The sequence below is a fragment of the Xanthomonas sp. AM6 genome (assembly GCF_025665335.1).
Taxonomy (GTDB): domain Bacteria; phylum Pseudomonadota; class Gammaproteobacteria; order Xanthomonadales; family Xanthomonadaceae; genus Xanthomonas_A.
This window is the reverse complement of sequence record NZ_CP106869.1, coordinates 3472526-3496859: the sequence shown is the minus strand read 5'-3', so window position 1 is coordinate 3496859 and position 24334 is coordinate 3472526. Positions and strand designations below refer to the sequence as shown.

The window sequence follows — 24334 nt, the reverse complement described above, 5'->3', positions numbered from 1 at the left end:
TGTGTGCCACCATGGCGGTCCCTCCTTGCATGTTAGAGAGTGCGATGGCGCGAAAGCTCGCATGGTTGTGTCTGCCCGCCCTGCTTGCCGCCGCCGCCGCGCAGGCGCTGGAACCGCCCGCGGTGACGTATCCGCCACTGCCCGCGCACGGCCGCGACGCGGCGGGCTTCGTGCCGCCGGGATGGACGCTGGAGTCCGAGCGCCGCGGCGACCTGAACGGCGATGGTCGCGCGGATCTGGTGCTGGTGCTGAAGATGGCCGATCCGCGCAACGTGCTGGACAACAGCGGCTTCGGTCCGGACCGCTTCGACACCAATCCGCGCATGCTGGCGGTGGCCTTCGCCGAGGGCGACGGCTACCGGCTGGCGTTGCGCGATCACGCGTTGATCCCGCGGCCGGACGCGCCGAACATGGAGGACTATCTCGACGGTGGCGAACCGGCCATCGCGCGCGGCGCGTTGTCGGTGAACCTGCACCAGTTCTCCAGCGCCGGGAGCTGGAACACCTCCGAGACGACCTTCCTGTTCCGCTACCGGCAGGGCTGCTTCCAGCTGATCGGCTACGACATGCGCGGCCTGCACCGCGGCAGCGGCGAGGTCGACGAGATCAGCGTGAACTACCTGACCGGCAAGGCCAAGCTGAGCGATGGCAGCATCGAAGACAGCGCGCTGCGCACGCGTTGGCGCCAGTTGCCCAAGCAGCCGCTGCGCTGCCTGCAGCAGGTCGGCGACGGCCTGGCCTTCGATCCCGGCGTGGAGCGCGACTGAGCGCCACGCCAGCCAGCGCGCCGAGCAAAGGGCGTTTCCGCGGTATCGGAATGAAGCGGCGGGCAGCGGCACCGAACCGCCGGATCGGGTGAGCGGCGTGACGAGCGCGACTGCGTGGCCGCATGGACCGGGCCTGCCTCGGCCGTGCGTTCCGCACAGTGTTCGCGGCCGGCCAGGCATGAAACGGCTCCCGGTTTGCATCATCGGTCGCGATGCGCACGACCGATGAAGCCCGCCACGGCAGCAGGCTCACCCGGCGTCGCTTTCGCATGCGATCGCGTCCGGATCGAAGAACGGACAGCGCGGCCACGGCGCCTGCCAGGGGCCGGCGAAGCGCAGGCCTGCCGCAAAAAAACGCCAGCCCCGATGCGGGACTGGCGTGTCGGGACGGGACGCGGCGGGCGGATTACGCCACCACGTCGTCCTTGTACGCATCCACCGGGATGCACGCGCACATCACGTTCTTGTCGCCGTAGACGTTGTCCACCCGCGCCACCGGCGGCCAGTACTTGGCCTGCTTGAGCGTGGGCAGCGGGAACGCGGCCAGCTCGCGCGGGTAGGCGTGGGTCCACTCGCCGGCGGTGACCTGCGCGGCGGTGTGCGGGGCGTGCTTGAGCGGATTGTCCTCGCGGTCCAGGCGGCCGTCCTCGATCGCGGCGATCTCCTCGCGGATCTGGATCATCGCGTCGATGAAGCGGTCCAGCTCGTGCAGCGATTCGCTCTCGGTCGGCTCCACCATCAGCGTGCCGGCGACCGGGAAGCTCAGCGTCGGGGCGTGGAAGCCGAAGTCGATCAGGCGCTTGGCCACGTCCTCGGCGCCGATGCCGGTGGTCTTCTCCAGCGGGCGCACGTCCAGGATGCATTCGTGCGCGACCAGCCCGTTGCGGCCGGTGTACAGCGTCCTGTAGTGCGGCGCCAGGCGCTTGGCGATGTAGTTGGCGTTGAGCAGCGCGACCTGGGTCGCCTTGCGCAGCCCGGCGTTGCCCATCATGGTGACGTACATCCAGCTGATCGGCAGGATCGAGGCCGAACCGAAGCTGGCCGCGCTGACCATGCCGACATCGCCTTCGCCGCCCAGCGTGCGCGGCAGGAACGGCGCCAGATGCGACTTCACCGCGCACGGGCCCACGCCCGGGCCGCCGCCGCCGTGCGGGATGCAGAAGGTCTTGTGCAGGTTCAGGTGCGACACGTCCGAGCCCCACTTGCCGGGCTTGGCCAGGCCGACCAGCGCGTTCATGTTGGCGCCGTCGGTGTAGACCTGGCCGCCGTGCGCATGCACCGCCTCGCAGATCGCCACCACGTCTTCCTCGAACACGCCGTGGGTGGACGGGTAGGTGATCATCAGCGCGGCCAGCCGGTCGGAGTACTTCTCGGCCTGGGCGCGGATGTCGTCGACGTCGACGTTGCCGTTGGCGTCGCACTTGGTGACCACGACCTTCATGCCGCACATCTGCGCCGAGGCCGGGTTGGTGCCGTGCGCGGACTCGGGGATCAGGCAGATGTCGCGGTGCGCTTCGCCGCGCGAACGGTGATAGGCGCGGATCGCCAGCAGGCCGGCGTATTCGCCCTGCGCGCCGGAGTTGGGCTGCAGGCTGACCGCGTCGTAGCCGGTGCATTCGACCAGCATCGCTTCCAGTTCGTCGATCAGCTGCTTGTAGCCGGTGGACTGCTCGGTCGGGGCCAGCGGGTGGATCGCGCCGAACTGCGGCCAGGTCACCGGGATCATCTCGGCGGTGGCGTTGAGCTTCATCGTGCAGCTGCCCAGCGGGATCATGGTGCGATCCATCGCCAGGTCCTTGTCGGCCAGCGCGCGCATGTAGCGCAGCAGTTCGTGCTCGCTGTGGTGGGTGTTGAACACCGGGTGCTGCAGGAACGCGCTGCTGCGCAGCAGGCCCTGCGGCAGCGCATCGGCGGTGGCGGCGTCGAGCGCGTCGATGTCGGCCTGGGCGCCGAACAGCTGCGCCAGCGCGATGACGTCGGCGCGGGTGGCGGTCTCGTCCAGGCTGATGCCCACCGCTTCGCTGTCGATCGCGCGCAGGTTGATGCCGGCCGCGCGCGCCTTGGCGTGGATCGCGTCGGCATCCACGTCCTTGACGTGCAGGGTGTCGAAGAAGCGCTCGCCGACGCTGACGCCGGCATTGCGCAGCGCCGCGGCCAGGATCGCGGCCAGGCGATGGGTGCGCCGCGCGATGCGGGTCAGGCCGTCGGGGCCGTGGTAGACCGCGTACATCGAGGCCATCACCGCCAGCAGCACCTGCGCGGTGCAGATGTTGGAGGTGGCCTTCTCGCGGCGGATGTGCTGCTCGCGGGTCTGCAGGGTGAGGCGGTAGGCGGGGTTGCCGGCCGCGTCGATCGACACGCCGATCAGGCGCCCGGGCATCGAGCGCTTGTAGGCGTCGCGGCAGGCCATGAACGCCGCGTGCGGGCCGCCGAAGCCGAACGGCACGCCGAAGCGCTGCGAGTTGCCGACCACGATGTCCGCGCCCCAGTCGCCGGGCGCGGCGATCAGGGTCAGCGCCAGCAGGTCGGTGGCCACCGCGACCAGGCCGCCGCGCGCGTGCACGGCGTCGGCCAGCGCGGCGTGGTCGCCGATGTGGCCGAAGCTGTCCGGATACTGCAGCAGCACGCCGAAGCACTCGGCCTGCAGCGCCTCCTCCGGCGTGCCCACGCGCAGCACGATGCCCAGCGGCTCGGCGCGGGTGCGCAGCAGCTCCAGGGTCTGCGGGTGCACTGCGTCGTGCACGAAGAAGGTGTCGGACTTCGCCTTGGCCGAGCGCTTGGCCAGGGTCATGGCCTCGGCCGCGGCGGTGGCCTCGTCCAGCAGCGAGGCGTTGGCGATCTCCATGCCGGTCAGGTCCGCGCACATGGTCTGGAAGTTGATCAGCGCTTCCATGCGGCCCTGCGAGATCTCCGCCTGGTACGGGGTGTAGGCGGTGTACCAGGCCGGGTTCTCCAGGATGTTGCGCAGGATCACCTTCGGCGTGTGGGTGCCGTAGTAGCCCTGGCCGATGAAGCTGCGCAGCACCTGGTTCTTGTCGGCGATGGCGCGGATCTTGGCCAGCGCCTCCTCTTCGGTGATCGCGTCCGGCAGCGCCAGCGGCTGCGGCGACTTGATTTTGCCGGGAACGATGGCGTCGGTCAGCGCCTCCAGCGAGTCGTGGCCGACGGTGCGCAGCATGTGCGCGATCTCGGCGTCGTTCGGGCCGATGTGGCGCTCGACGAAGGCCGAGTGGTGTTCGAGGTCGCGCAGCGAGGGAGTGTGAGACATGGCGGTCGTCCGGCAGAGGAGGGCACGAAGGGCGGGGGACGCACGGATGCCGCCGTCGGCCGCAACTGCGGGCACGACCGACGGGAAGCCACAGGTCTTCCCAATGCCCCTCTGTCCTTTTGCCTGAGAGTTTGGAAGCGGCGGCGGCATGCGCTGCGCTTCGTGCCCCTTCGGCGCCGGGTTGGACCGGTCTCTCCAGAGTCTTGGTGCGGGTGGTATCGGGCCTGAGCGATTACGGGCGTTTGCGCCTTCGGCAGCGGGTCGCCCCGCTTCTCCCACCATGCTGCCCGGCGATTATAGCGTGGCCGGCGGCCTCCACGGCGGCCTCCACGGCGGCAGCGCGCGGCTGCTGGCGGCGCGGGCGACGCTGGCTGAACGCGATGGCTGTCCTCCCGCTGCGCGGCCCGGCAGGGGCGGGGCGGCGCTTAACGCGGCGTCCGCCAGGGCTTATCATGGGCCTACACCCTTTCCCCAAGCGCCGCCCCCCGCCGGGCGGTGCCGTCGCGCGTTCGCCGCCGTCCGGCTGGCGCGACCGGCCTTCCAGGATCTCCCGCATGACGCTCCCGACGATCTCGACCCGCCGCCTGGCACTGCTGCTGGCCGGGCTGGCGATGTTCGGTCCGTTCTCGATCGACACCATCTTCCCGGCGTTCCCGCAGCTGGCGCAGCGCCTGCGCGCCGATCCGGTGGCGATCCAGCAGACGATCAGCGTGTACCTGCTGGCCTACGCGGTGATGGGCCTGGCGCACGGGCCGCTGTCCGATGCCTGGGGCCGCAAGCGGGTGATCGTCGGTGGGCTGGTGGTGTTCATCCTGGCCTCGGCCGGCTGCGCGCTGTCGCGCGACCTGGACACGCTGCTGGCGTTCCGCGCGCTGCAGGGCTTTTCCGCCGGCGTAGGCATGATCGTCGGCCGCGCGGTGATCCGCGACCTGTACCAGGGCCACGACGCGCAGCGGCTGATGAGCCAGGTGTCGATGATCTTCGGCATCGCCCCGGCGATCGCGCCGATCATCGGCGGCTGGCTGCTGGCCACCGGCGCCGGCTGGCCGCTGATCTTCTGGTTCCTGGTCGGCTTCTCGCTGCTGTTGCTGGTGGCCACCTTGCGTTGGATGCCGGAGACGCATCCGCCGGAGGCGCGCACGCCGCTGGCGCCGCGCACGCTGCTGCGCGACTACATCGCGATCGCGTTCAATGCGCGCTTCCAGCGCCTGGCCGCGGCCGGCGCGTTCAACTTCGGCGGCGTGTTCCTGTACATCGCCTCGGCGCCGGTGTTCGTCATCGACCTGCTGCACCTGACCGAGCGCGACTTCGCCTGGCTGTTCATCCCGACCATCGGCGGCATGACCCTGGGCTCGTTCCTGTCCGGGCGCATGGCCGGGCGCATCGGGCCGATGCGGCAGGTGCGCATCGGCTTCATCTGCTGCGGCGTGTCGATGGTCGGCAACATCGCCTACACCGCGATCGCGCCGCAGATCGCGCTGCCGTGGGCGGTGCTGCCGATCTTCGTCGCCGGCGTGGGCATGGCGCTGATCTTCCCGATCCTGGCGCTGGCGGTGCTGGACATGTACCCGCGCCAGCGCGGGCTGGCCTCGTCGCTGCAGGCCTTCACCCAGCTGATGGTCAACGCGGTGGTGGCCGGGGTGCTGTCGCCGTTGCTCAGCGCCCGGCCGATCCACCTGGCGCTGGGCTCGGGCGCGTTCTTCCTGCTCGGCTGGGCGTTCTGGCGCTGGGAGCGGCGCAGCGGCAAGCGCCTGCCACGGCCCGGCACGCAGGTGCCGCAGCTGGAGCCGGCCGATCCGGTGTGAGCGCCGGCGCCACGGTTCGGCTATCGTCGTCGGGTCACCGTTGAGGAAACCGCATGTCCATCCAGTCCAAGCAGCGCCGCGACGTGCGCAAGAAGCTTGCCGAACGCCTGCGCCACCGCGGCGAGGCGGCCGCCGCGGCCACCCCGATCGAACCGCATGCCGAGCTGCGCGACCAGCAGCGCACGCTGCTGGCCGGCATCGTGCGCCGCGACGGCGAGTGGGTGCTGGGCATGGACGGGCGCATCGCCGGACAGAGCGAGAGCGCGGCGCAGGTGCTGTCGCTGATCATGCAGGCCGCCGAGCTGCACGAGCGCGCCGGCACCCCGGTGCGGCTGGTGTATTCGGACGCGCTGAAGGACGCCGCGCACGCCGATGCGCAGGCCCAGGGGCTGAGCTTCGACGAGTTCAAGGCCCGCCACGCGCAGGTCATGCAGCGCGGCGACAGCGCGGCGCTGCCGGGCTGAGACCATGGGCCAGAGCGCCAGCCAGGCCGCGGACGCCGCCGTGTCGTTGGCGCGGGTACGCCGCCGCGACGGCCTGGCGCTGGTCCAGGCGCACCGCGCCAGCGTCGACCTGCATCGTCCGTGGGCGTATCCGTTCACCGACGTGCCCGGTTTCAATGCCTGGTACGCGCAGACCCTGGACGGCAGCAACGTCGCGCTGCTGGCGCGCGCGCGCGACAGCGGCGAAGTCGCCGGCCTGTTCACCTTCAGCCAGATCGTCGGCGGCTGCTTCCAGAGCGCCTACCTGGGCTACCACGCGATGGCCGGCTGCGAAGGCCGCGGGCTGATGACCCACGCGCTGCGGCTGTGCGTGGCCTACGCGTTCACCGACCTGGGCCTGCACCGCGTGGAGGCCAACATCCAGCCCGACAACGCGCGCTCGCTGGCGCTGGTGCAACGCGCCGGCTTCCGCCGCGAAGGCTATTCGCCGCGCTACCTGCGCATCGGCGGGGTGTGGCGCGACCACGAGCGCTGGGCGCGGCTGGCGGACGATTGAGCCGTCGCTCTGGCGGCCGCGTCGCCTGGACGTGTCTTGGGAAATTTCGTTGGTCTGCTTGTCCCATTGCCCACGTTTCATACAACTTGCCCTTGGGCATCGAACTCCTCTTGACAATCCCAAGTGCGCTCTATCACAGTTGCAGCGCGGGTGATCGGCGGTGCAAGGCTGCTGTGGATTGATGGCTGTACCGTCTGCGAAGGGCTTGTGCTCTGCTGCGTATCGAGCTGAAGCGCATCGGTGCATGGTGTCGAAATCAGGGGAAAACATGGTCGTCATTCGAGTGCTGTCGTGCCTGCCGCAACGGTAGGCGCCGTTTCATGCCAACGGATACCAGCGACGTAAGCGTCGTTGTTGGCTGCTGCGTTCGATCGACCTGGTCGGCGCTGCAAGCTCATGCATTGAACTCAGTCTCCTGCGGCACATGGGTGCATTCCATGGCGCGGGCGAGGCATGGCCATCTATTGGTCGTCGATCGATCTCGAGATACACATGGATACGTCCGCTACGTTTCTTCGTCTGCGCGCAGGCGCGGCCCTATTGGCGATGGCGTTCGTGACGCTAGCCAATGCGCAGGAGTTGAGGTTCGATCAGAAATATATCGAGCGCATCAAGCAGTCGCAGGACATCGGTCGGCTGAGCGTCGACTCTTTCGGCGAACAGGTCAGCCTGAAGAACGGTGCGGTGGAGTTCAACTGGACCGATATCGACATTCCAGGCAACAGCAAGCTCCCCGTCCGGCTGCAACGTTCGCATGTCATCGAGGACGAGGGCGCGGGCCGTAGCGGCAAACTGGGCGGGTTCGGCGTCGGCGGATCGCTCGATGTGCCCTATCTCAAAGGCGTCTTCAGCACGAACGGCTGGCAGGTGTACGGCTCCAGCCCGAACAGCCGCTGCAGTCAACCCGCGCAGCCGCCGAACTACACCTTGACCGCCTCGGACTACTGGTCGGGAAACTGGATGCACATTCCTGGTTCCGGCGAGCAGGCGATGCTGGACGAACCCGCCAGTCAGCTGCCGGCGCCGAGCAACGGCACCAGCTACCCATGGATCACCAAGAACTTTTGGCGCATCTCCTGTCTGGCCAGCACCAAGAACGGATATCCGGGCGAGGGATTTGTGGCGCTGTCGCCGGAGGGCGACAAGTATTATTTCGACTGGGTGGTCAGCAAGGCGCATCCCGGCATCTCCAAGCGCATTGGCAACTATTCCGCCAACGCGTCTATGAGCCGTTTGGCGGTCTTCTTCCTGGCGACGCGCATCGAGGACCGTTTCGGCAACTGGGTCACCTACACCTACAACGGCGACCAGCTGTCGCGGATCGATGCCAGCGACGGCCGCTACATCAGTGTGACCGGCACCTCCGGCGGCAACATCACCGCAGTCGAGTCCAGTGTGGGAAATTGGACATATGCCTATGGCGACAAGTCGTTGACGGTGACGCAGCCCGATGGTGCCCAGTCGCGCTATGTCCAGACCGGCAACATGGAAATCCTTCCCAGCCCTTCGTTGCCCCTGTATACGAACACCCCCCGGTGTCCGCTGCCGGAACCTTCCAGCGGAGATTTCACCTATGCGGTGACCTTGCCGAGCAACGCGACCGCAACCTACGCGTTCTCGGTGAAGCGGCATTTTCGCCACAACATTCCCAAACAGTGCAACAGCTTCCTCGATGCCGCGGGCCCCAGTACCACCTACCAATATCTGACCATTCCGAACTTCTCGGATGCCCTGACGCTGGTCAGCAAGTCGATCACCGGGCCCGGCCTGCCGTCGATGCAGTGGACCTATACCTATGACATCGGCGCACGGCCACTGGCCTACGAGGAAACCTGCGCCCGCACGGATCTGCCCAACCCCGAGCTGACCTGCAGCAAGTCGATGCAGACCGAGGTGCGCGGTCCGGACAACGACTTCAAACGCTACAAGTTCGGTGCGTGGTACCAGCTCAACGAAGGCGTGGACCTGGGAGCGGAGACCGGGACAGTGACCAATAGCGGCTCAGGCGATGTCGTGACGATCCTGAGCACGAGCGAGAACGAGTATGTCGCCACCGCGGATGTCGCTGCCATGCCGTTCCCGAATCTTGTCGGCTCCGACAATATGGGCAACAACGACGATATCTCGACATCGGGGCTGCGTCCGCTGAAGCGGACCACGATCACGCAGCAGGGCGTTTCGTTCCAGTCGCTGGTGAATGCCTACGACGTGTTCGCGCGCCCGACCAGCGTCACCCGTTCCAGTACGCTGGGGAACTCCCGGACCGAGGCCACCGCCTACAGCGACAACCTGGGCAAGTGGGTGCTGGGGCAAGTGGCCTCGGTGACCAAGACGGCACCGGGTGCGGCAGAGGTCATGTCGAGCACCAGCTACGACGCTGCGACTGCGCTGCCCACGCAGATCAGCCGTTTCGGCAAACTGATCCAGTCGATCGGCTACAACACCGATGGCACGGTGGCGTCGGTGACCGATGGCAACAGCAACACCACCACGCTGGGGGGATGGAAGCTCGGCCTGCCGCAGAACATTGCCTATGCGGATGGAACCAGCGACTCGGCCGTGGTCAGCAATCGCGGCTTGATCGACTCGGTGACCGATGAGAACGGCTATACGACGTCCTACACGTACGATGCGATGGGGCGCATCAGCGGCATCGCCTATCCCTCGGGCGATACCGTGGCGTGGGCGCCGACCACGCTGTCGTTCGAGCGTGTCGATGCGGCCGAGTTCGGTATTGGCTCCGGGCACTGGCGGCAGACGATCGCAACCGGGAACAGCAGGAAGATCACCTACTTCGATGGGCTGTTTCGTCCATTGTTGGTGCAAGAGCAGGACACGGCCAACGTCGCGGCCACGCAACGCTTCAATCGTTACCAGTACGACCACGCTGGGCGTGTGCTGTTCGCTTCCTATCCGGGTACCACCGACCAACTGGGAACGGGAACCTGGACCGAGTACGACGCCCTGGGCCGGACCACATCGGTTTCCCAGGACAGCGAGCTGGGCCTGCTGACCACCACCACCCAATACCTGTCCGGGTTCCTGACCCAGACCACCAACCCCAGGAATCAGAGCAACATCACGGGCTACATGGTGTTCGACCAGCCGATCTTGGACTGGCCAGTGAGCTTGAGCCTTCCCGAAGGCGCCTACATGGACATTGGGCGCGACACGTACGGCAAGCCGCTGTCGCTGACCCGCCGTAATGCGGACGGCAGCATCGCGGTGACGCGCAGCTTCACCTACGACGGCTATCAGCAACTGTGCCGCAGCGTCGAGCCGGAAACCGGTGCGACCCTGTCCGCCTACGATGGCGCCGGTAACCTCGCTTGGTCGGCGGCCGGTCTGGACCCCTCGACCGCCTGCGATGCCAGCGGCACAGCGGCGCCGATCGCCGCACGCAAGGCCGCCCGCACCTACGATGCGCGCAACCGGATCAAGACGCTCACCTTCCCCGACGGCAACGGCAATACCACCTACACCTACCAGCCGGACGGCCTGGTCGCCTCGATGGTCGCCAGTGACGCCTCGGGCAATGCGGTCACCACGACTTACGGTTACAACAAGCGGCGCCTGCCCAGCAGCGAGCGGCTGCAATGGGGTGACGTCGATTGGTCCGCCGGGTACGCCTACAACGCCAACGGCCATCTGGCCGTACAGACATCGCCCGGCTTGAGCGTGGACTACGCGCCCAATGCCTTGGGTCAGCCTACCCAGGCAGGTACGTACGCCACGGGCATCAGCTACTACCCCAACGGCGCGGTCAAGCAATTCACCTACGGCAACGGCATCGCCCACACGATGGCGCAGAACGCGCGGCAATTGCCCGCGCGCAGCAGCGATGTCGGTGGCGGCGGCCCACTGGACATGGCCTACGCCTATGACGCCAATGCCAATGTCGCCTCGGTCACCGATTATGCGACGACGCGGCAGACCCGCAGCATGACCTACGACGGCCTGGATCGGTTGATCACGGCAGAGTCGGTGATGTTTGGCGGCGACAATGTCGCGCGCTACTCCTACGACGTGCTCGACAACCTGGCCAGCGTCCGTGTGCATGGGCGCGATCACAGCTATGTCTACGATGCGCACAATCGCCTGAGCAACGTGACCCAGGGCGCCGGCGGATCGACCGTCATCGGCCTGGCCTACGATGTACAGGGCAACCTGTCCAACAAGAATGGCGAGCTGTACCAGTTCGACTATGGGAACCGGCTGCGCAGCGTTGCCGGCAAGGCCAGCTACGCATACGACGGCGCCGGCCGTCGGGTGCTGGACTACACCACCGGTGGCAAGCGCAGCTTCTACAACCGCGATGGACAGCTGCTGTATGCCGACGACCTGCGCCAGGGCAAGGCCATGGCGTACGTCTACGTGGCCGGGAGCTTGGTCGCCGGCGTCTCGACCACCACCGCCGTGCTGCCGCCGCCGCCGGCGCCATCGTCCGCGCCTGCGCTGAGCGCGCCGTCCGCCAACAGCACCGGCAGCTACACCGTCTCCTGGACGAGCGTTGCCGCCAGTACCAGCTACCCGCTGGAGGAAAGCAGCAATGGCGGCACATCCTGGTCGCAGATCTACAGTGCCAACGACACTACCAAGGTGATCAGCGGCAAGGGCAGCGGCACCTACAGCTACCGTGTCCGCGCCTGCAACGCGGGCGGCTGCAGTGCGTACTCGAACACGGGCGCCACTGTGGTCCAGCTACCTCCTGCAAGCGCACCGAGCTTGTCCGCTCCTGCTGGCAACGCCACTGGCAGCTATTCGGTGAGCTGGACCTTGGTGACGTCCGCCACCAGTTATCAACTGGACGAAAGCGGTAACGGCGGCAGCAGCTGGTCGCAGATCTACAACGCCAGCGGCACCAGTACAGCGATCAGCGGCAAGGGCAACGGCGGCTATGCCTATCGAGTGCGCGCGTGCAACAACAGTGGGTGTAGCGCCTATTCGGCGACCGCAACCACGACCGTGGCGTTGCCGCCGTCGTCCGCACCGAACCTGTCGGCGCCCGGCAGCAGCGCCAGCGGCAGCTACTCGGTGAGCTGGTCCAGCGTCGCCACGGCGTCGAGCTACCAGCTGGAAGAGAGCGGCAATGGCGGCAGCAGTTGGTCGCAGATCTACAACGCCGCTGGGACCAGTGCTGCCATTTCCGGCAAGGGCAACGGCAGCTATGCCTACCGCGTACGCGCATGCAACGGCTCTGGCTGCGGAGCTTATTCGGCGACTGCGACGACTACGGTGTTGTTGCCGCCGTCCACACCCAGTCTTTCCGTGCCCGGCAGCAGCGGCAACGGCAGCTATTCCGTGAGTTGGTCGGGTGTCGCGACTGCCTCCAGCTATCAGTTGGACGAGAGTGGCGACGGCGGCAGCAATTGGGGCCAGATCTACAACGGGAGCGGGACCAGCGCCGGGATCTCCGGCAAGGGCAACGGCAACTACGCCTACCGAGTACGCGCCTGCAACGGCTCCGGTTGCAGTGCCTATTCGGCGACCGCAACTACCACCGTGTTGTTGCCGCCATCTACCCCAAGCCTCTCCGTACCCAGCAGCAGCAACACCGGCAGTTACTCCGTGAGTTGGTCGGCGGTGGCAACGGCCTCCAGCTACCAGTTGGAAGAGAGCAACAACGGCGGCAACAGTTGGAGCCAGGTCTACAACGGGGGCGGGACCAGTGCTGGAATCTCCGGCAAGGGCGATGGCAGCTACGCCTACCGCGTCCGCGCGTGCAACGGCTCGGGGTGCAGTGGTACGTCCGGCACGGGAACGGTGGTTGTGGCATTGCCACCGCCGGTGCCGACAAATCTCAAGGCGTACTACACCACGCCCAGCACTAGCCAGACGCGCTATAGCGCCAGTTGGGGAGCTTCGACGGGCGCGACCAGCTACATGCTCAACGGTCCGATCGTCTACAACGGCCCCAACCGGATGACGGCCAGTACCGTGAGCGGCGCGCCGAACCTGTCGGCGAAGTTCAAGGTCTGCGCCTGCAACAACAACGGGTGCTCCGCGTGGTCGGCCGAAGTCACGGCCGTCGGGCAATAAGGGGGAATGCCATGAAGCGCACGATCATCCTTACGCTGCTACTGTCATTGTTCCTGGTGGCGACTGCGCATGCGCAGACCGTCGTCTATTACCACACAGATGCATTGGGGACGCCGGTCGCGGTGACCGACGCCAGCGGCAATGTGGTGGAGCGTAGCGAGTATGAGCCATATGGAAGTCTGCTGAATCGCCCGTTGACGGATGGACCCGGCTATACGGGACATGTTATGGATGCGGCAACTGGGCTGACTTATATGCAGCAGAGGTATTATGATTCACAAACTGGACGATTTTCGTCTGTAGATCCAGTGACGGCTCATAATAACCCAATAGGAGCTTTTAATCGTTATAGGTATGCTGAAAGTAATCCGTATCGATTCAATGATCCTGATGGTCGTCAAGCGGAGGATGAAATAAAAAAGCAACCTCCTCCAGTGAAAAATATGGATACAATTAAGGTTGTTGCTCAGCGGGATTTATCATCACTTGCTTCTTACTCATCAATAGTGACGATGGCTCCGGTTTCTGCAGTCGCAGTGATTCCAGAGGCAATAACGACTGCTCCCTGGGTTTCGAGTGTGGCTGGTGCAGCAGTCATGGCGCCATTTTTATATTTTGCGTCGCCAGACCCGTGTGGAGGAAATTATTGTGGGGAGCTAGTTGGCTGGGAATATAAATTAGTTTATATGTCGGGGGCGTATCCTCCAGGTTTTTGGAGCGGAGATAAAGGGGCAGCTGAGTGGGGTAGAAGAAACGGTGTGGGTAGGAAGGAAGCCAAAGATAAGTTCCATAGAGGTGTTAAAGATCATACCGGGGGTGCAAGAGGTGATCATGATTTTGGAGTTAATCCGGAAACTGGCGAAGTGATTGATCAGAATGGTGAGCCAGTGGGCAATTTAAATGATGAGGACTAGTTTATGAGTTCGGAAAATAATTTCTGTTCGATTGGAATATACTTATATGGTGAAAATATTTCATTGGATGAAGTTTCATTGTTGGTTGGCTTGGAGCCCACGTTGTCGCGCAATCTTGGGGATGTAAGGTTTACTTCAAGTGGAGCTAAGATTGTACAGAAAATTGGTGTCTGGGAGTTTAGGTGGAGAGTTGAAGTAACCAATTTGGGGGTTTCTCTGTTGGATGTTCTTGATAAAATTAAGTGCGAGAGAATAGCTGGGCGGGCGGGGGTGACTAAGGCGGAATTGGATATATTTATTCCTCTTGACGCCGATAGTGATATGAATGGTTTTAGTTCTGAGTTGCCCGGAAATTTGCTCGGCAAACTATATCGGCTTGGATTTGATGTTGTGATCACTGTGCGTTAAAGAAATCGGGCGGGCTTCTTTTTTTTGTCGAGTTGGAATGCTGTGGAATGAATGTTTTTATTGTGTTGCCGGTCCTGGTGAATTTCGAATTACCTCGAAAATAAAGCATTGGAGCTTTAGGAGGCTGCCAGTTCGCGGAGCTAAGGGGCGGATGCAAATTAATCTTGGCCTATGACGCGCAAGGCCCGCATCAGCTAGCCGTATCGTTGTTGTGACGAGGCGTGGGCTTGGAGTTAGAGCTGATTTAAGCGCGATGGTAGCCGCGATCCCACGCCAATTCGCAGCGAGGTCTGAATGGCGCGAGCGGTGAACATATCGAGGCTATCGCTGCCGTGCTGCCTTAGTCATGCACTTTCAGTATCCTACGCTTGGCTGGCATGGGCGTCTTCGCTGCCACTAAGCCCACGTTGCTCGACTTTCTCGCCATCGCGCAGCAGCACAAGCCGCCAGTCGATGATCTGCGCCGGTAACGGCGCCAGCGTTCCCATACACTGCTTGCCAAGCGTCTTCCAACAGTTTCGTGATCGACGGATCGTCGTCGCGTTCGCCGCGGGTGGGCTCGGATGCGTAGTTCGTTGCGCGTGCTGCCGGTGGAGCGAATGATAAGCAAGCATCCCCTGACGACACATTGCAGCTTTGGCTGTTTTAAGCCGCTGGCACATCTAATGTCAGGCTCTTCCGAGAAAAATTTACTTTTGCTCTGATGCCTGCACCGCCTTCGGCGCCTCCCACCCGCACATCTGCCCCTGGTTCTGCTGCTTGAGCCACTCCTGCATCGGTGCGAAGTATTCCAGCAGCGGGGCGGCGTCGAGCTTGTCGTTGCCGGTGAGCTCCTTCAGCGTGGCCTGCCACGGCTGGCTGCCGCCACGCTGCAGCATCGACCAGAATTTCTGCCCGGCCTCCTTGTTGCCGTAGAAGGTGCACTCGTACAGCGGGCCCTTGTAGCCGGCCGCGTCGCACAGGCCCTTGTAGAACTGGAACTGCAGGATGTGCGACAGGAAGTAGCGCGTGTACGGGGTGTTGCCGGGCACGTGGTACTTGGCGCCTGGGTCGAAGAAGTCCTCGCCGCGCGCCGACGGCGGGGCCACGCCCTGGTACCTGGCCTTCAGGTCCCACCAGGCCTGGTTGTAGTGCTCCGGCGCGATCGAGCCGTCGAACACGCCCCAGCGCCAGCGGTCGATCATCAGTCCGAACGGCAGGAACGCGACCTTGCTCAGCGCCATGCGCATCTGCGCGTTGACCAGCGCCTCGCGGCTGAGCTGCGGCGCCTCGACCAGGCCGATCGAATGCAGGTACTGCGGGGTCATCGCCAGCACGATGGTGTCGCCGATCGCTTCGTGGAAACCGTCGTTGGCGCCGCCCTGGAACAGCGGCGGCAAGGGGTTGTAGGCGAGGTCGTAATAGATGTGGCCGAGTTCGTGGTAGATGGTGGTGAAGTCTTCCTCGTTCGGCTTGATGCACATCTTGGTGCGCACGTCGCCGGCCATGTCCATGTCCCAGGCGCTGGCGTGGCAGACCACGTTGCGCTCCAGCGGCTTGATGAACTGGCTGCGCGTCCAGTAGCTGTCCGGCAGCTTGGGCATCGCCAGCGAGGTGTAGAAATCCTGCGCGCGTTCGGTCATCTGCTTGGCGCTCTGCAGCTGCGCGTCGCGCTGGGCCATGAACCGCGCCTCCGGCGAAGTGTCGCCATTGCGCCGCGCCAGCGCCGCGCCGAGGTTGCTCTGGTACTGCTTCTCCAGTGTGTCGGTGATGTCCAGGCTGCCGGCGCCGGGGTAGGGCTGCAGCAGGTCCCACAGGTTGCTCCAGTCCTGCTGCCACATGTTGCCGAGCAGATGCGCCGGCAGCAGGCCGCCGGCGACTTCGCCCTTGTCCTTGCCGTACTCGGCGTCGAGCTTGCCGCGGGTGTAGCAGTGCAGTTGTTCGTACAGAGGCTTGACCTGGTTCCACAACCGATCGGTCTCGGCGGCGATCTGCGCCGGCGGCATGTCGTAGCCGCTGCGCCACATCGCGCCGGTGTCGGCGTAGCCCATCTCGCGCGCGCCTTCGTTGACCAGTTCGACGAAGCGCTGGTAATCCTTGCGCAGCGGCTGCGCAGTGCCGTGCCAGCCCTGCCAGGCGTCGAGCTGCTGGTCGTAGTCGCGGCTGCGGCGCAGCACGTCCTCCAGTTCGCCCAGCTGCCGGCAGCGGCGCGCGTCGCCCTCGCCGGTGCAATAGGCGGCCGCGCCGTAGGCGCCTTCCATCTTCGAGGCCAGCTCGGCCAGTTCGGCCAGTTTGGCCGGATCGCGCGGTGCCGGCATCGCGGTCATCAGCTTCAGCAGCTGCAGCGCACGCGCGCTGTCGGCCGACATCGGCTTGCCCTCGTAGCGCTTGGCCTGCGCGATCCAGCCGTTGAGCGTGGTCAGCCAGCGTTCGTTGGCCTTGGACACCAACCGCTCGGAATCGCCGTTGATGTAGGTGATCGACAGCCACTGCGCCGAGGTCAGCTCCGGCAGCAGCGCGCGGTATTCCTCGTTGATGCGGGCGACGAACTGGTCGGCGCTCTCGCCGGGCGCGGCCGGCGCCGGCGCGGCCGCGCTGTCCGGGTTGGCTTCCTTGCGGCACGCGGACAGCGCAAGCACGCTCGCGCCGATGCACAGCGCAAGCAGCAGAGGGCGGTGGTTCACGGCGGATCCTTCGGTGGCGAATGCGACGAAGGCTAGTGGCCCGCCCCGCCGGCCGCAAGGGCCGTCTGCCGCGTGGTGCCGGTGCGCGCGCCTTCTATGCGCCTTAGCGCCTGGAGTCCCGGCTCTCCGTTCCCGATTCCCGGCGGCGCTAGCTGGCGCACGGCGCGAACAGGTCGCGCGCACGGTCGTAGACCTTGGTCCTGACCTGCATCAGCCCCAGCACCGACGGGAACAGGGTGTCCTGATCGACGTAGCGGTGCGCCCGCGCCCGCACGCACGACAGGTCCAGGCCGCGATCGCTGGCGAAGCCGGGCGAGAACCACATCACCATCGGCACGTGGGTCTGCTCCTGCGGCGCGATCGCATACGGCACCCCGTGCAGGTACAGGCCCTTCTCGCCCAGCGATTCGCCGTGGTCGGACAGGTAGATCATCGCCGTGTCGTAGTCGGGCATCGCCTCCAGCGTGGACACCGTGCGCGCCAGCAGGTGGTCGGTGTACAGCAGCGAGTTGTCGTAGGCGTTGGCGATTCGCTCGCGGTCGCAGTCGCCCAGGTCGGCGGTGTCGCAGGTCGGGGTGAAGCGGCGGAAGCCGGCCGGATAGCGCTCGAAATAGCTGGGGCCGTGGCTGCCGAGCTGGTGCAGCACGACCACGCGGTCGCCGGGCTTGGCGCGCACCTGCGCGGCCAGGTCCTGCAGCAGGATCTCGTCCATGCAGCGCCCGTCCCTGCACAGCTGCGGATCCTTGGCGTCGTCCAGGCGCTGGATCGGCAGGCCGTCGCATACGCCCTTGCAGCCGGACTGGTTGTCGCGCCACAGGGTGGCGATGCCGGCGTGCTCGAGCACGTGCAGCAGCGACTGGTGGCTGCGGATGTTGCCCTCGTTGTAGTCGTGGCGGCCGAACGGGGAGAACATGCACGGCACCGAGACCTCGGTGCTGGTGCCGCACGAATGCATGTCCGGGAAGTTGATCACGTCCAGCTGCGCCAGCTGCGGCGTGGTCTGCCGGAAATAGCCGTTCAAGCCCCAGTCCTGCGCGCGCGCGGTCTCGCCCAGCACCACCACCAGCAAGCGCGGCTTGCTGCCCGGCGCGCGCGGCGTGGCGATCGCGTCGTGCTCCAGCGGCAGCTTCGGCGCCTTGCGCGTGGGGTTGTCGGACTTGAGGGTCTGCCGCAACGCGACCAGGTAGTTGATCGGCGTGGCCAGGTAGCGGATCTCGCGGTGGTTGCGCATCATCGCCGACAGGTCCTGGAACGACAGCATCGCGCCGACGCCGCCCAGCGCCGCCATCGCCAGCAGGAAGCCGGCGCGGATCGCCAGCGCCCTGCCCGGCGGGCGCCGGACCAGCCGCACCCGCCACAGCGCCAGGATCGGCAGCGCCGCGTAGAACAGCAGCGGCGCGACCAGCGCCGGGGTCATCAGTTCGCGCGATTCCTTGTGGTCGGTGGCCAGCACGTTGCGCAGCATGTCCGCGTCCAGGTAGACGCTGTAGCTGTTCATGTAGTGCGCGGCAAAGGCGGTGGTGACGAGCAGCACGCTCAGCAGCGGCTTGGACACGCCGCGCCACAGCAGCAGGCCCAGCAGCAGCCCGTGCACCGACAGCAGCAACAGGAACAGCGACAGGCCCAGCCGCAGGTCGCCCGGGTGGCCGCTCATCGCGCTGCGCCAGAACATGCCGTTGCAGACCAGGGCGAAGAACGCGCTGGCCGCCAGCGCCAGCGCCTCGTTACTCAACAGCGGGCGGTGGCTCCACCAGCGGCTCCCGGAGCGGGCGCCGGGATGCGGCATCGAAACGCTCATGCGCGGCTTTCCTTCACGTCGGACAACGGGAGATGCATGGATCGGGCCGGCGCCTGCGGCCGCCACAGAAGGGCGCGATACAGGCCCAGGGCCACCGCCCAGCTCAGCGACAGCGTCCACAGGTCGTGGGACAGGAAGTGCGCACCGCGCAGCTGCTGGCCGAGGCCGAACAGCAACCCGGCGCCGAGCCCCACCGCCAGCGCCGGCCAGCGCCAGGCCGGCTTCAGCGCCAGCGCGAAGAAGTACAGCGCCACCCAGGCATAGCCGGCGCTGGAATGCCCGGCCGGGAAGCAGGCGGCATGCGGCATCCCGGCCGGGCGCGCCTCGAACAGGCCGATGTAGGGCAGGCGGCCGCCGTAGCGGCTCAGGTCCCACGGGCAGTCCATGTGGGTCAGCGACTTCAGCAGCGACACCACGCCGGTGCTCAGCGCCACCGCCGAGGCCAGGTACAGCAGCGGCAGCCGGTAGCGCCGGCCGTCGGCGCGGCGCCAGGCCCACACCGCCAGGCCGGCCGTCACCACCCAGGCCACGGTGCTGAGCAGCTTGCCGTCGTGGTGGATCAGGTTGCGGGTCAGGATCGCGTTCTGCAGCGCCCAGTGGCCGCCTTCCCAGCGGTACAGCAGGTCGGCGAACCAGAAATCCCCGCCCAGGCCCATCAGCGCAGTGCTGGCCAGCAGCGTGGCGGCCAGCGGCAGCCACAGGTGGTTGCGGTAGAAGGCCGCCGGCGCGGGCAGGGCGGAGACGGCGGGCAGGGGCAGGGACGGGCTGTGCATGGGCGCGGGCGGACCGGACGTGCGGACGGTGGCAGGTGTCATGGTGTTGCGCGCTGTGTCGGAGACTGGTCGGATTCGGCCGCGGCGGTGCGGGGCGCTTCAGCTCAGGTTGCCGACCCGGTTTCCGGGTCGCGTCGAGATTCGATCGGGATTCGGTCAAGACGCAGCGTTCCGACCTCGCTCCGACGTGCATCCGCTAGCATGGCGGCATTCCGTCGTCCCGAATGCGAGCGAGCGCCATGCGGCTGTTGGTCATCGAAGACAACCAGAACCTGGTCGCGAACCTGTTCGATTACTTCGAGGTGCGCGGCCATACCCTGGACGCGGCGCCGGACGGCGTCACCGGCCTGCACCTGGCCACCACCCAGCGCTACGACGCCGTGGTGCTGGACTGGATGCTGCCGCGCCTGGACGGGCCGCAGGTGCTGCGCGCGCTGCGCGAGGAGCACCACGCCGAGGTGCCGGTGATCATGCTGACCGCGCGCGACGAGCTGCCGGACAAGATCGCCGGCTTCCGCGCCGGCGCCGACGACTACCTGACCAAGCCGTTCGCGCTGCCGGAGCTGGAGGTGCGGCTGGAGGCGCTGCTGCTGCGCGCCAACGGCCGCGGCCGCAGCAAGCTGCTACGCGTGGGCGACCTGCAACTGGACCTGGGCACGCTGGAGGCCACCCGCGGCGGCCGCACGCTGCACCTGTACCCGGCCTGCCGCAAGCTGCTGGAAGTGCTGATGCAGGCCAGCCCGGCCGCGGTCACCCGCGACCGGCTGGAACACGCGCTGTGGGGCGACGAGCCGCCGGACGGCGACATGCTGCGCTCGCACATCTACGACCTGCGGCGCAGCGTCGACGGCCCGTTCGCGGACAAGCTGATCCACACCCTGCCGCGCATCGGCTACCGGCTCGCGGTGGTGGGCCCGCACGAGGACGCGCATGCCGCTTAGGACCGGACTGCGGCAACGCATCACCCTGTGGCTGGTCGGCTATGCCGCGCTGCTGTCGCTGGCGGTGTTCGTGCATGGCTACATCGTCAACGACCAGGCCGAGCAACTGACCTGGCGCTCGCTGCTGAGCTCGGAACTGGAACATTTCCTGGCGCGCAGCGCGGTCGATCCGGACTACCGCTGGATCGACACCCGCACCGTGAGCCTGTACGGCGACGAAGGCGGCGAGCCGTTGCCGCCGACGGTGGCGGCGCTGGCGCCGGGCCTGCACGACGACGTGCCGCTGGACGGTCGCGACAAGGTGGTGCTGGTGCAGGACGTGCACGGCCGGCGCCTGGCGCTGTCGCTGGACATCACCGAGCTGCAGAAGCACGAAGAGAACCTGGCGCTGTGGATGCTGTTGTCCAACGTGGTCGCGGTGCTGCTGCTCGGCGCGCTGGTGGCCTGGGGCCTGGGCCGGGTGGTGCAGCCGCTCACCGACATGGCGCACCGCATCGGCAGCCTGCGCCCGGACCGGCCCGGCCAGCGCATCGAGGCGCATCCGCGCGCCAGCGCCGAGCAGGTGGTGATCGCCGAGGCGTTGAACGACTACCTGCTGCGCAACGACCTGTTCGTCGAACGCGAGCGCGCCTTCATCGACAGCGCCAGCCACGAGCTGCGCACGCCGGTGGCGGTGATCGGCGGCGCCGCCGAACTGGCGCTGGAGCAGCCCGACATCCCGCCCAGCGCGCGCAACCAGCTGCTGCGCATCCGCCGCACCGCCGGCGGCGTCGGCCAATTGATCTCGCTGCTGCTGGTATTGGCCAAGGATCCGGCGCGGCTGGCGCGCGGCAGCGATCTGGTGCGGCTGGACCAGCTGCTGCCGGACATCGTCGAGGACCACCGCCACCTGTGCGCCGACAAGCGCCTGCAGCTGGCGCTGGCGCCATTGCCGCCGTGCGAGGTGCTGGCACCGCTGGCGATCGTGCAGGCGGCGATCGGCAACCTGCTGCGCAATGCGATCGAGAACAGCGACCAGGGCGTCATCCAGATCGCGATGCCGGCGCCGGGCGTGGTGCGCATCGACGACCCCGGCCACGGCATGGCGCCGGAGGAGATCAGCGCGATCTACATGCGCATGGCCCGCGGCGGCGGCGGCCGCGAGGGCAGCGGCATCGGCTTGGACCTGATCGCGCGCCTGTGCGAACACCTGGGCTGGTCGCTGCAACTGGACTCGGACGCCGGGCAGGGCACGCGCGCGACACTGGACCTGAGTTCGGCGTTGAAGGATCGCGGCGCGGTGTGAGGTTATGGGGGCGGCGTCGGTGGTGGTGCGTGCGACGGTTCGGGTGGTCGATGCCCTGTGGGAAGCGGCTCAATCCCGGCATTGCGAGGCACCCGAAACCTGGACGTTTTCAGCTCCGCTCGTCGCGCCTGAAGTCGCTCCCACAGTGGGCCTGCGGGAGCGTGCTGGGCGCGCCGCAGGAGGCGCTTCAGCCCCGACGGCATCCGAAGTCGTCAGGCCCGCTGCTTCTTTCATCGCGGTTGGGTGGCGGGCAAGCTCAAGTGTTGTGTGGGCATATCAACCGCTCCCACCGCTTGCCATCGAACTTGAGTATGTCGTCCACGCCAAAGGAGTAAAGCAGCCCATCGCGGGCATCAAGCCTATGGGCGCCGGAAACGGGGATGATGCCAGTGTCGACATCGAAGAAGCTTTGCCCGTCGTATCGGACCAGGCCATTTGCATGGGACATGTATAGGTGCCCGTCGTACAGCGCCATGTCCCAGAAATTCATGGTTCTGCCGGTGTCGATTTCACGCCATTCATTGCGGTTGCCCACCAGCAACAGGCCATCATTGCCGCATGCGTAGGCCTCATCTTCGCTCTTGCACCGGACGCAGGACAGTGGACGATCGGTTGGGGTATCCAGGGTGCTCCAGCGCGAGCCGTCATGGTGCAGGATGAGGCCCTTTTCGCCTACGGCATAAATATCGTTGTGCGACAGGCCATCCAGGCTTTCCAAGGTCGGGGAACCCACTTTTGCTCCGGGTGGGCTCATGTTTGCCCAGGTGCCGTCCGAGTGACGATAGACCTGAGACGACTGACCGCAGATGTACAGCTCGTCGTCGATTTCCCGTATGCAAAGCAGCTCGCCAAGTCGGTCCGTTTCGATACGGTGGTCTTGGAACTTTCCTCGGATATTGGTCAGAGTGAAGTCCGTCGCGCCGGATGTCACATGACGGAGGTGGCCATGTCGTCCGAGCATCCACAGGCTGTTGTCGCTGCGCCTGAAGCAGATGGCTCCTATGACATCGTCGTCCACATCGTGGTAGACCCAGTGTCCATCGAAGCAAAAGGCGACCCTGGACATGCGTTCGCCCGGCAGGGAGTTGTACTGCGCAGGAACCACGATCGTGCCCGCCTTTACGATCAGGCCGCAGGTGAAAAGCAGGGAGTCTTCGTTGTCCATGATGGTGTTCCATATCGAAGAGGCTGGATTCTCCGGCTTTTTTCAAAGACGGATACGCGAACGTCCCCCCTGCGCACACCCGACTCCGGGCCAACACAGGTCCTCTTGGCCTTCGTCAATCTGAGCCTTTGGCCGCCTCGCCGCCGCCGATCCCATCGGCGACGCTTGCACTGCAGTGTCGCGGAGTTCCGCGGAGGCGGGGTCATCACGACCGTTCGACATCTCGTCCCGTTATTGCGCGGCTCCGGCCGATGCGTCCATGGCCCATGCGCTTTTTCTGTAGTTGGGGCGGCGTCATCGCGGCAACAACCCCCGCTGCAGCAGCCAGGCGCGCGCGTCCTCGGCGTCGTGTTCGAACCAGGCGCGCGTGGAGCCCAGCCGGTAGGTGTAGCCCCATGCGTCCATGTCGGCCATCAGCCGCGCGCTGCCGACGCCGGGCAGGGCCTCGGCCAGCACGATCTGCAGGTAGCAGGTGGCGTCCTCTTCCTCGACCGAATCGGTGGCGTCGGTGTGCACCAGCGCGCGCCGTTGCGGCGGCAGCACGATCAGGTGGCAGGCTTCGTGCAGCAGCGAATGCACCGGCGTGTCGTCGCGCACATACACGTCGCTGGCGATCACCCCGGCTTCCGGTTCGCCCCAGTAGCTGCCGGGAATGGGGGCGCCGTCGGCCACGCGGTGCAGGGTCAGCCCGTAACCGGCCAGCAGCGCGCGCGGCGCGTCCAGGCCGATGGCACCGACGGTCAGCACGTCGGCAGCGGGAGCGGGAGGGGAGTCGTGGGTCTGCATCGGGAGGCGAGGGAGAAAGAGCGGCGCGAAAGCGGTGAACGCGTCTGGCGGACGGACGAGCGAGCGGACAGTCTAATCGGTGCATCGCCGAGGCTAGTGGACGTGGCTGACTGCACGCACATGATGCTGGCGAAAGACAGACGCCCCGCAACACATCCTCGTCCGACGGGCCGGCCCCTCGGCGCACGTCTACAACGGCGCGGTCGGCAACGCGACCGGCGTGGCCGGCATCCTGTCGGCGTTGGCGGCGCATTCCACAGCGCCGCGCACCGCGGAGCGCCGTTTGCGGCGACCGAGCGCGGCGGCTGCCATCGCTGCGGGATATGCCGCTGCGGGACGAAGTGCAACGGGAATGGCGATCGCAAAGGCCGCTCCCCGTGTCGCCACTAGTTGGCCAGTCCGGTTGGCGAGTGAGAGTGCTCGGCACGCGCCTGCCGACCTCCATTCCGCCCCGGCCTCACCCAATCAGGGCGTCGGCCCTTCCGGCAGCGCCACCGAGATGTCGAGCACGTCGTGTTCGCCGTCCTTGACCAGGTCCACCTTGACCGCGTCGGCGTCGATGTTGACGTACTTCTTGATCACTTCCAGCAGTTCGCGCTGCAGCAGCGGCAGGTAATCCGGGCCGCCGCGGTGGTTGCGTTCCTGCGCGATGATGATCTGCAGGCGGTTCTTGGCGGTCTCGGCGGTGGTCTTCTTGGCCTTGAGGAAGTCGAATAGTCCCAT

Annotated in this window: 16 protein-coding genes and 1 riboswitch; of the genes, 9 read left to right on the top strand and 7 right to left on the bottom strand. The window is 66.3% G+C overall.

The features are described 5' to 3' along the window. The first annotated feature begins 44 nt into the window (after nt 1–44). Nucleotides 45–767, top strand: coding sequence for a hypothetical protein (locus tag OCJ37_RS14870; protein ID WP_263110497.1), 723 nt, complete (start codon nt 45–47; stop codon nt 765–767). 406 nt (nt 768–1173) lie between these two features. Here the strand turns inward: OCJ37_RS14870 and gcvP are convergent, their stop codons facing one another. Continuing rightward, nucleotides 1174–4035: an aminomethyl-transferring glycine dehydrogenase gene (gene gcvP, locus OCJ37_RS14865; RefSeq protein ID WP_263110496.1), complete on the bottom strand. Its 2862-nt coding sequence runs from the start codon at nt 4033–4035 to the stop codon at nt 1174–1176. A 101-nt stretch (nt 4036–4136) separates the two neighbouring features. Beyond that, a riboswitch (glycine riboswitch) is annotated at nt 4137–4244 on the bottom strand. 345 nt (nt 4245–4589) lie between these two features. Here gcvP and OCJ37_RS14860 point away from each other — a divergent pair. From OCJ37_RS14860 to OCJ37_RS14835, 6 genes are all read left to right on the top strand, one after another. Beyond that, entirely contained in the window at nt 4590–5840 is a 1251-nt protein-coding gene (locus OCJ37_RS14860) for a multidrug effflux MFS transporter (RefSeq protein WP_263110495.1), read from the top strand. Nucleotides 5841–5893: 53 nt separating this feature from the next. Then, complete coding sequence (locus tag OCJ37_RS14855; protein ID WP_263110494.1) at nt 5894–6304, top strand: hypothetical protein; 411 nt, start codon at nt 5894–5896, stop codon at nt 6302–6304. Between the two features lie 4 nt (nt 6305–6308). Next, nucleotides 6309–6839, top strand: coding sequence for a GNAT family N-acetyltransferase (locus tag OCJ37_RS14850; protein WP_263110493.1), 531 nt, complete (start codon nt 6309–6311; stop codon nt 6837–6839). Nucleotides 6840–7292: 453 nt separating this feature from the next. Further along, a complete protein-coding gene (locus tag OCJ37_RS14845) occupies nt 7293–12878 on the top strand; it encodes an RHS repeat protein (RefSeq protein ID WP_263110492.1) in 5586 nt (1861 codons plus the stop codon). 11 nt (nt 12879–12889) lie between these two features. Then, complete coding sequence (locus OCJ37_RS14840; protein WP_263110491.1) at nt 12890–13792, top strand: RHS repeat domain-containing protein; 903 nt, start codon at nt 12890–12892, stop codon at nt 13790–13792. Nucleotides 13793–13795: 3 nt separating this feature from the next. Beyond that, entirely contained in the window at nt 13796–14200 is a 405-nt protein-coding gene (locus tag OCJ37_RS14835) for a DUF4279 domain-containing protein (protein ID WP_263110490.1), read from the top strand. Nucleotides 14201–14889: 689 nt separating this feature from the next. On the opposite strand, the gene OCJ37_RS14830 is transcribed toward OCJ37_RS14835, so the two are convergent. From OCJ37_RS14830 to OCJ37_RS14820, 3 genes are all read right to left on the bottom strand, one after another. Further along, nucleotides 14890–16863, bottom strand: coding sequence for a M2 family metallopeptidase (locus OCJ37_RS14830; protein ID WP_263110489.1), 1974 nt, complete (start codon nt 16861–16863; stop codon nt 14890–14892). 148 nt (nt 16864–17011) lie between these two features. Further along, on the bottom strand, nt 17012–18661 hold the full coding sequence (locus OCJ37_RS14825; protein WP_263110488.1) for a phosphoethanolamine transferase: 1650 nt from the start codon (nt 18659–18661) through the stop codon (nt 17012–17014). Then, a complete protein-coding gene (locus OCJ37_RS14820) occupies nt 18658–19434 on the bottom strand; it encodes a phosphatase PAP2 family protein (RefSeq protein ID WP_263110486.1) in 777 nt (258 codons plus the stop codon). Before OCJ37_RS14820 ends, OCJ37_RS14825 begins: the two co-directional genes overlap by 4 nt. A 239-nt stretch (nt 19435–19673) precedes the next feature. Between OCJ37_RS14820 and OCJ37_RS14815 the strand changes: the two genes are divergently transcribed. Continuing rightward, entirely contained in the window at nt 19674–20375 is a 702-nt protein-coding gene (locus OCJ37_RS14815; RefSeq protein WP_263110485.1) for a response regulator transcription factor, read from the top strand. Beyond that, nucleotides 20365–21660, top strand: coding sequence for a sensor histidine kinase (locus OCJ37_RS14810; protein WP_263110484.1), 1296 nt, complete (start codon nt 20365–20367; stop codon nt 21658–21660). Before OCJ37_RS14815 ends, OCJ37_RS14810 begins: the two co-directional genes overlap by 11 nt. 256 nt (nt 21661–21916) lie before the next feature. Here the strand turns inward: OCJ37_RS14810 and OCJ37_RS14805 are convergent, their stop codons facing one another. From OCJ37_RS14805 to minE, 3 genes are all read right to left on the bottom strand, one after another. Continuing rightward, nucleotides 21917–22825 (bottom strand): beta propeller repeat protein, encoded by a 909-nt coding sequence (locus OCJ37_RS14805; RefSeq protein WP_263110483.1) that lies wholly within the window; start codon nt 22823–22825, stop codon nt 21917–21919. A gap of 294 nt (nt 22826–23119) precedes the next feature. Beyond that, a complete protein-coding gene (locus OCJ37_RS14800) occupies nt 23120–23611 on the bottom strand; it encodes a hypothetical protein (RefSeq protein WP_263110482.1) in 492 nt (163 codons plus the stop codon). Nucleotides 23612–24076: 465 nt separating this feature from the next. Further along, on the bottom strand, nt 24077–24334 hold the full coding sequence (gene minE, locus OCJ37_RS14795) for a cell division topological specificity factor MinE (protein ID WP_263110481.1): 258 nt from the start codon (nt 24332–24334) through the stop codon (nt 24077–24079).

Bases quoted from the DNA above. Each gene is read 5' to 3' on its own strand.
- OCJ37_RS14870 (WP_263110497.1), top strand. From the start codon at position 45: ATGGCGCGAAAGCTCGCATGGTTGTGTCTGCCCGCCCTGCTTGCCGCC.
- gcvP (WP_263110496.1), bottom strand. From the start codon at position 4,035: ATGTCTCACACTCCCTCGCTGCGCGACCTCGAACACCACTCGGCCTTC.
- OCJ37_RS14860 (WP_263110495.1), top strand. From the start codon at position 4,590: ATGACGCTCCCGACGATCTCGACCCGCCGCCTGGCACTGCTGCTGGCC.
- OCJ37_RS14855 (WP_263110494.1), top strand. From the start codon at position 5,894: ATGTCCATCCAGTCCAAGCAGCGCCGCGACGTGCGCAAGAAGCTTGCC.
- OCJ37_RS14850 (WP_263110493.1), top strand. From the start codon at position 6,309: ATGGGCCAGAGCGCCAGCCAGGCCGCGGACGCCGCCGTGTCGTTGGCG.
- OCJ37_RS14845 (WP_263110492.1), top strand. From the start codon at position 7,293: ATGGCCATCTATTGGTCGTCGATCGATCTCGAGATACACATGGATACG.
- OCJ37_RS14840 (WP_263110491.1), top strand. From the start codon at position 12,890: ATGAAGCGCACGATCATCCTTACGCTGCTACTGTCATTGTTCCTGGTG.
- OCJ37_RS14835 (WP_263110490.1), top strand. From the start codon at position 13,796: ATGAGTTCGGAAAATAATTTCTGTTCGATTGGAATATACTTATATGGT.
- OCJ37_RS14825 (WP_263110488.1), bottom strand. From the start codon at position 18,661: ATGAGCGTTTCGATGCCGCATCCCGGCGCCCGCTCCGGGAGCCGCTGG.
- OCJ37_RS14820 (WP_263110486.1), bottom strand. From the start codon at position 19,434: ATGCACAGCCCGTCCCTGCCCCTGCCCGCCGTCTCCGCCCTGCCCGCG.
- OCJ37_RS14815 (WP_263110485.1), top strand. From the start codon at position 19,674: ATGCGGCTGTTGGTCATCGAAGACAACCAGAACCTGGTCGCGAACCTG.
- OCJ37_RS14810 (WP_263110484.1), top strand. From the start codon at position 20,365: ATGCCGCTTAGGACCGGACTGCGGCAACGCATCACCCTGTGGCTGGTC.
- OCJ37_RS14805 (WP_263110483.1), bottom strand. From the start codon at position 22,825: ATGGACAACGAAGACTCCCTGCTTTTCACCTGCGGCCTGATCGTAAAG.
- OCJ37_RS14800 (WP_263110482.1), bottom strand. From the start codon at position 23,611: ATGCAGACCCACGACTCCCCTCCCGCTCCCGCTGCCGACGTGCTGACC.
- minE (WP_263110481.1), bottom strand. From the start codon at position 24,334: ATGGGACTATTCGACTTCCTCAAGGCCAAGAAGACCACCGCCGAGACC.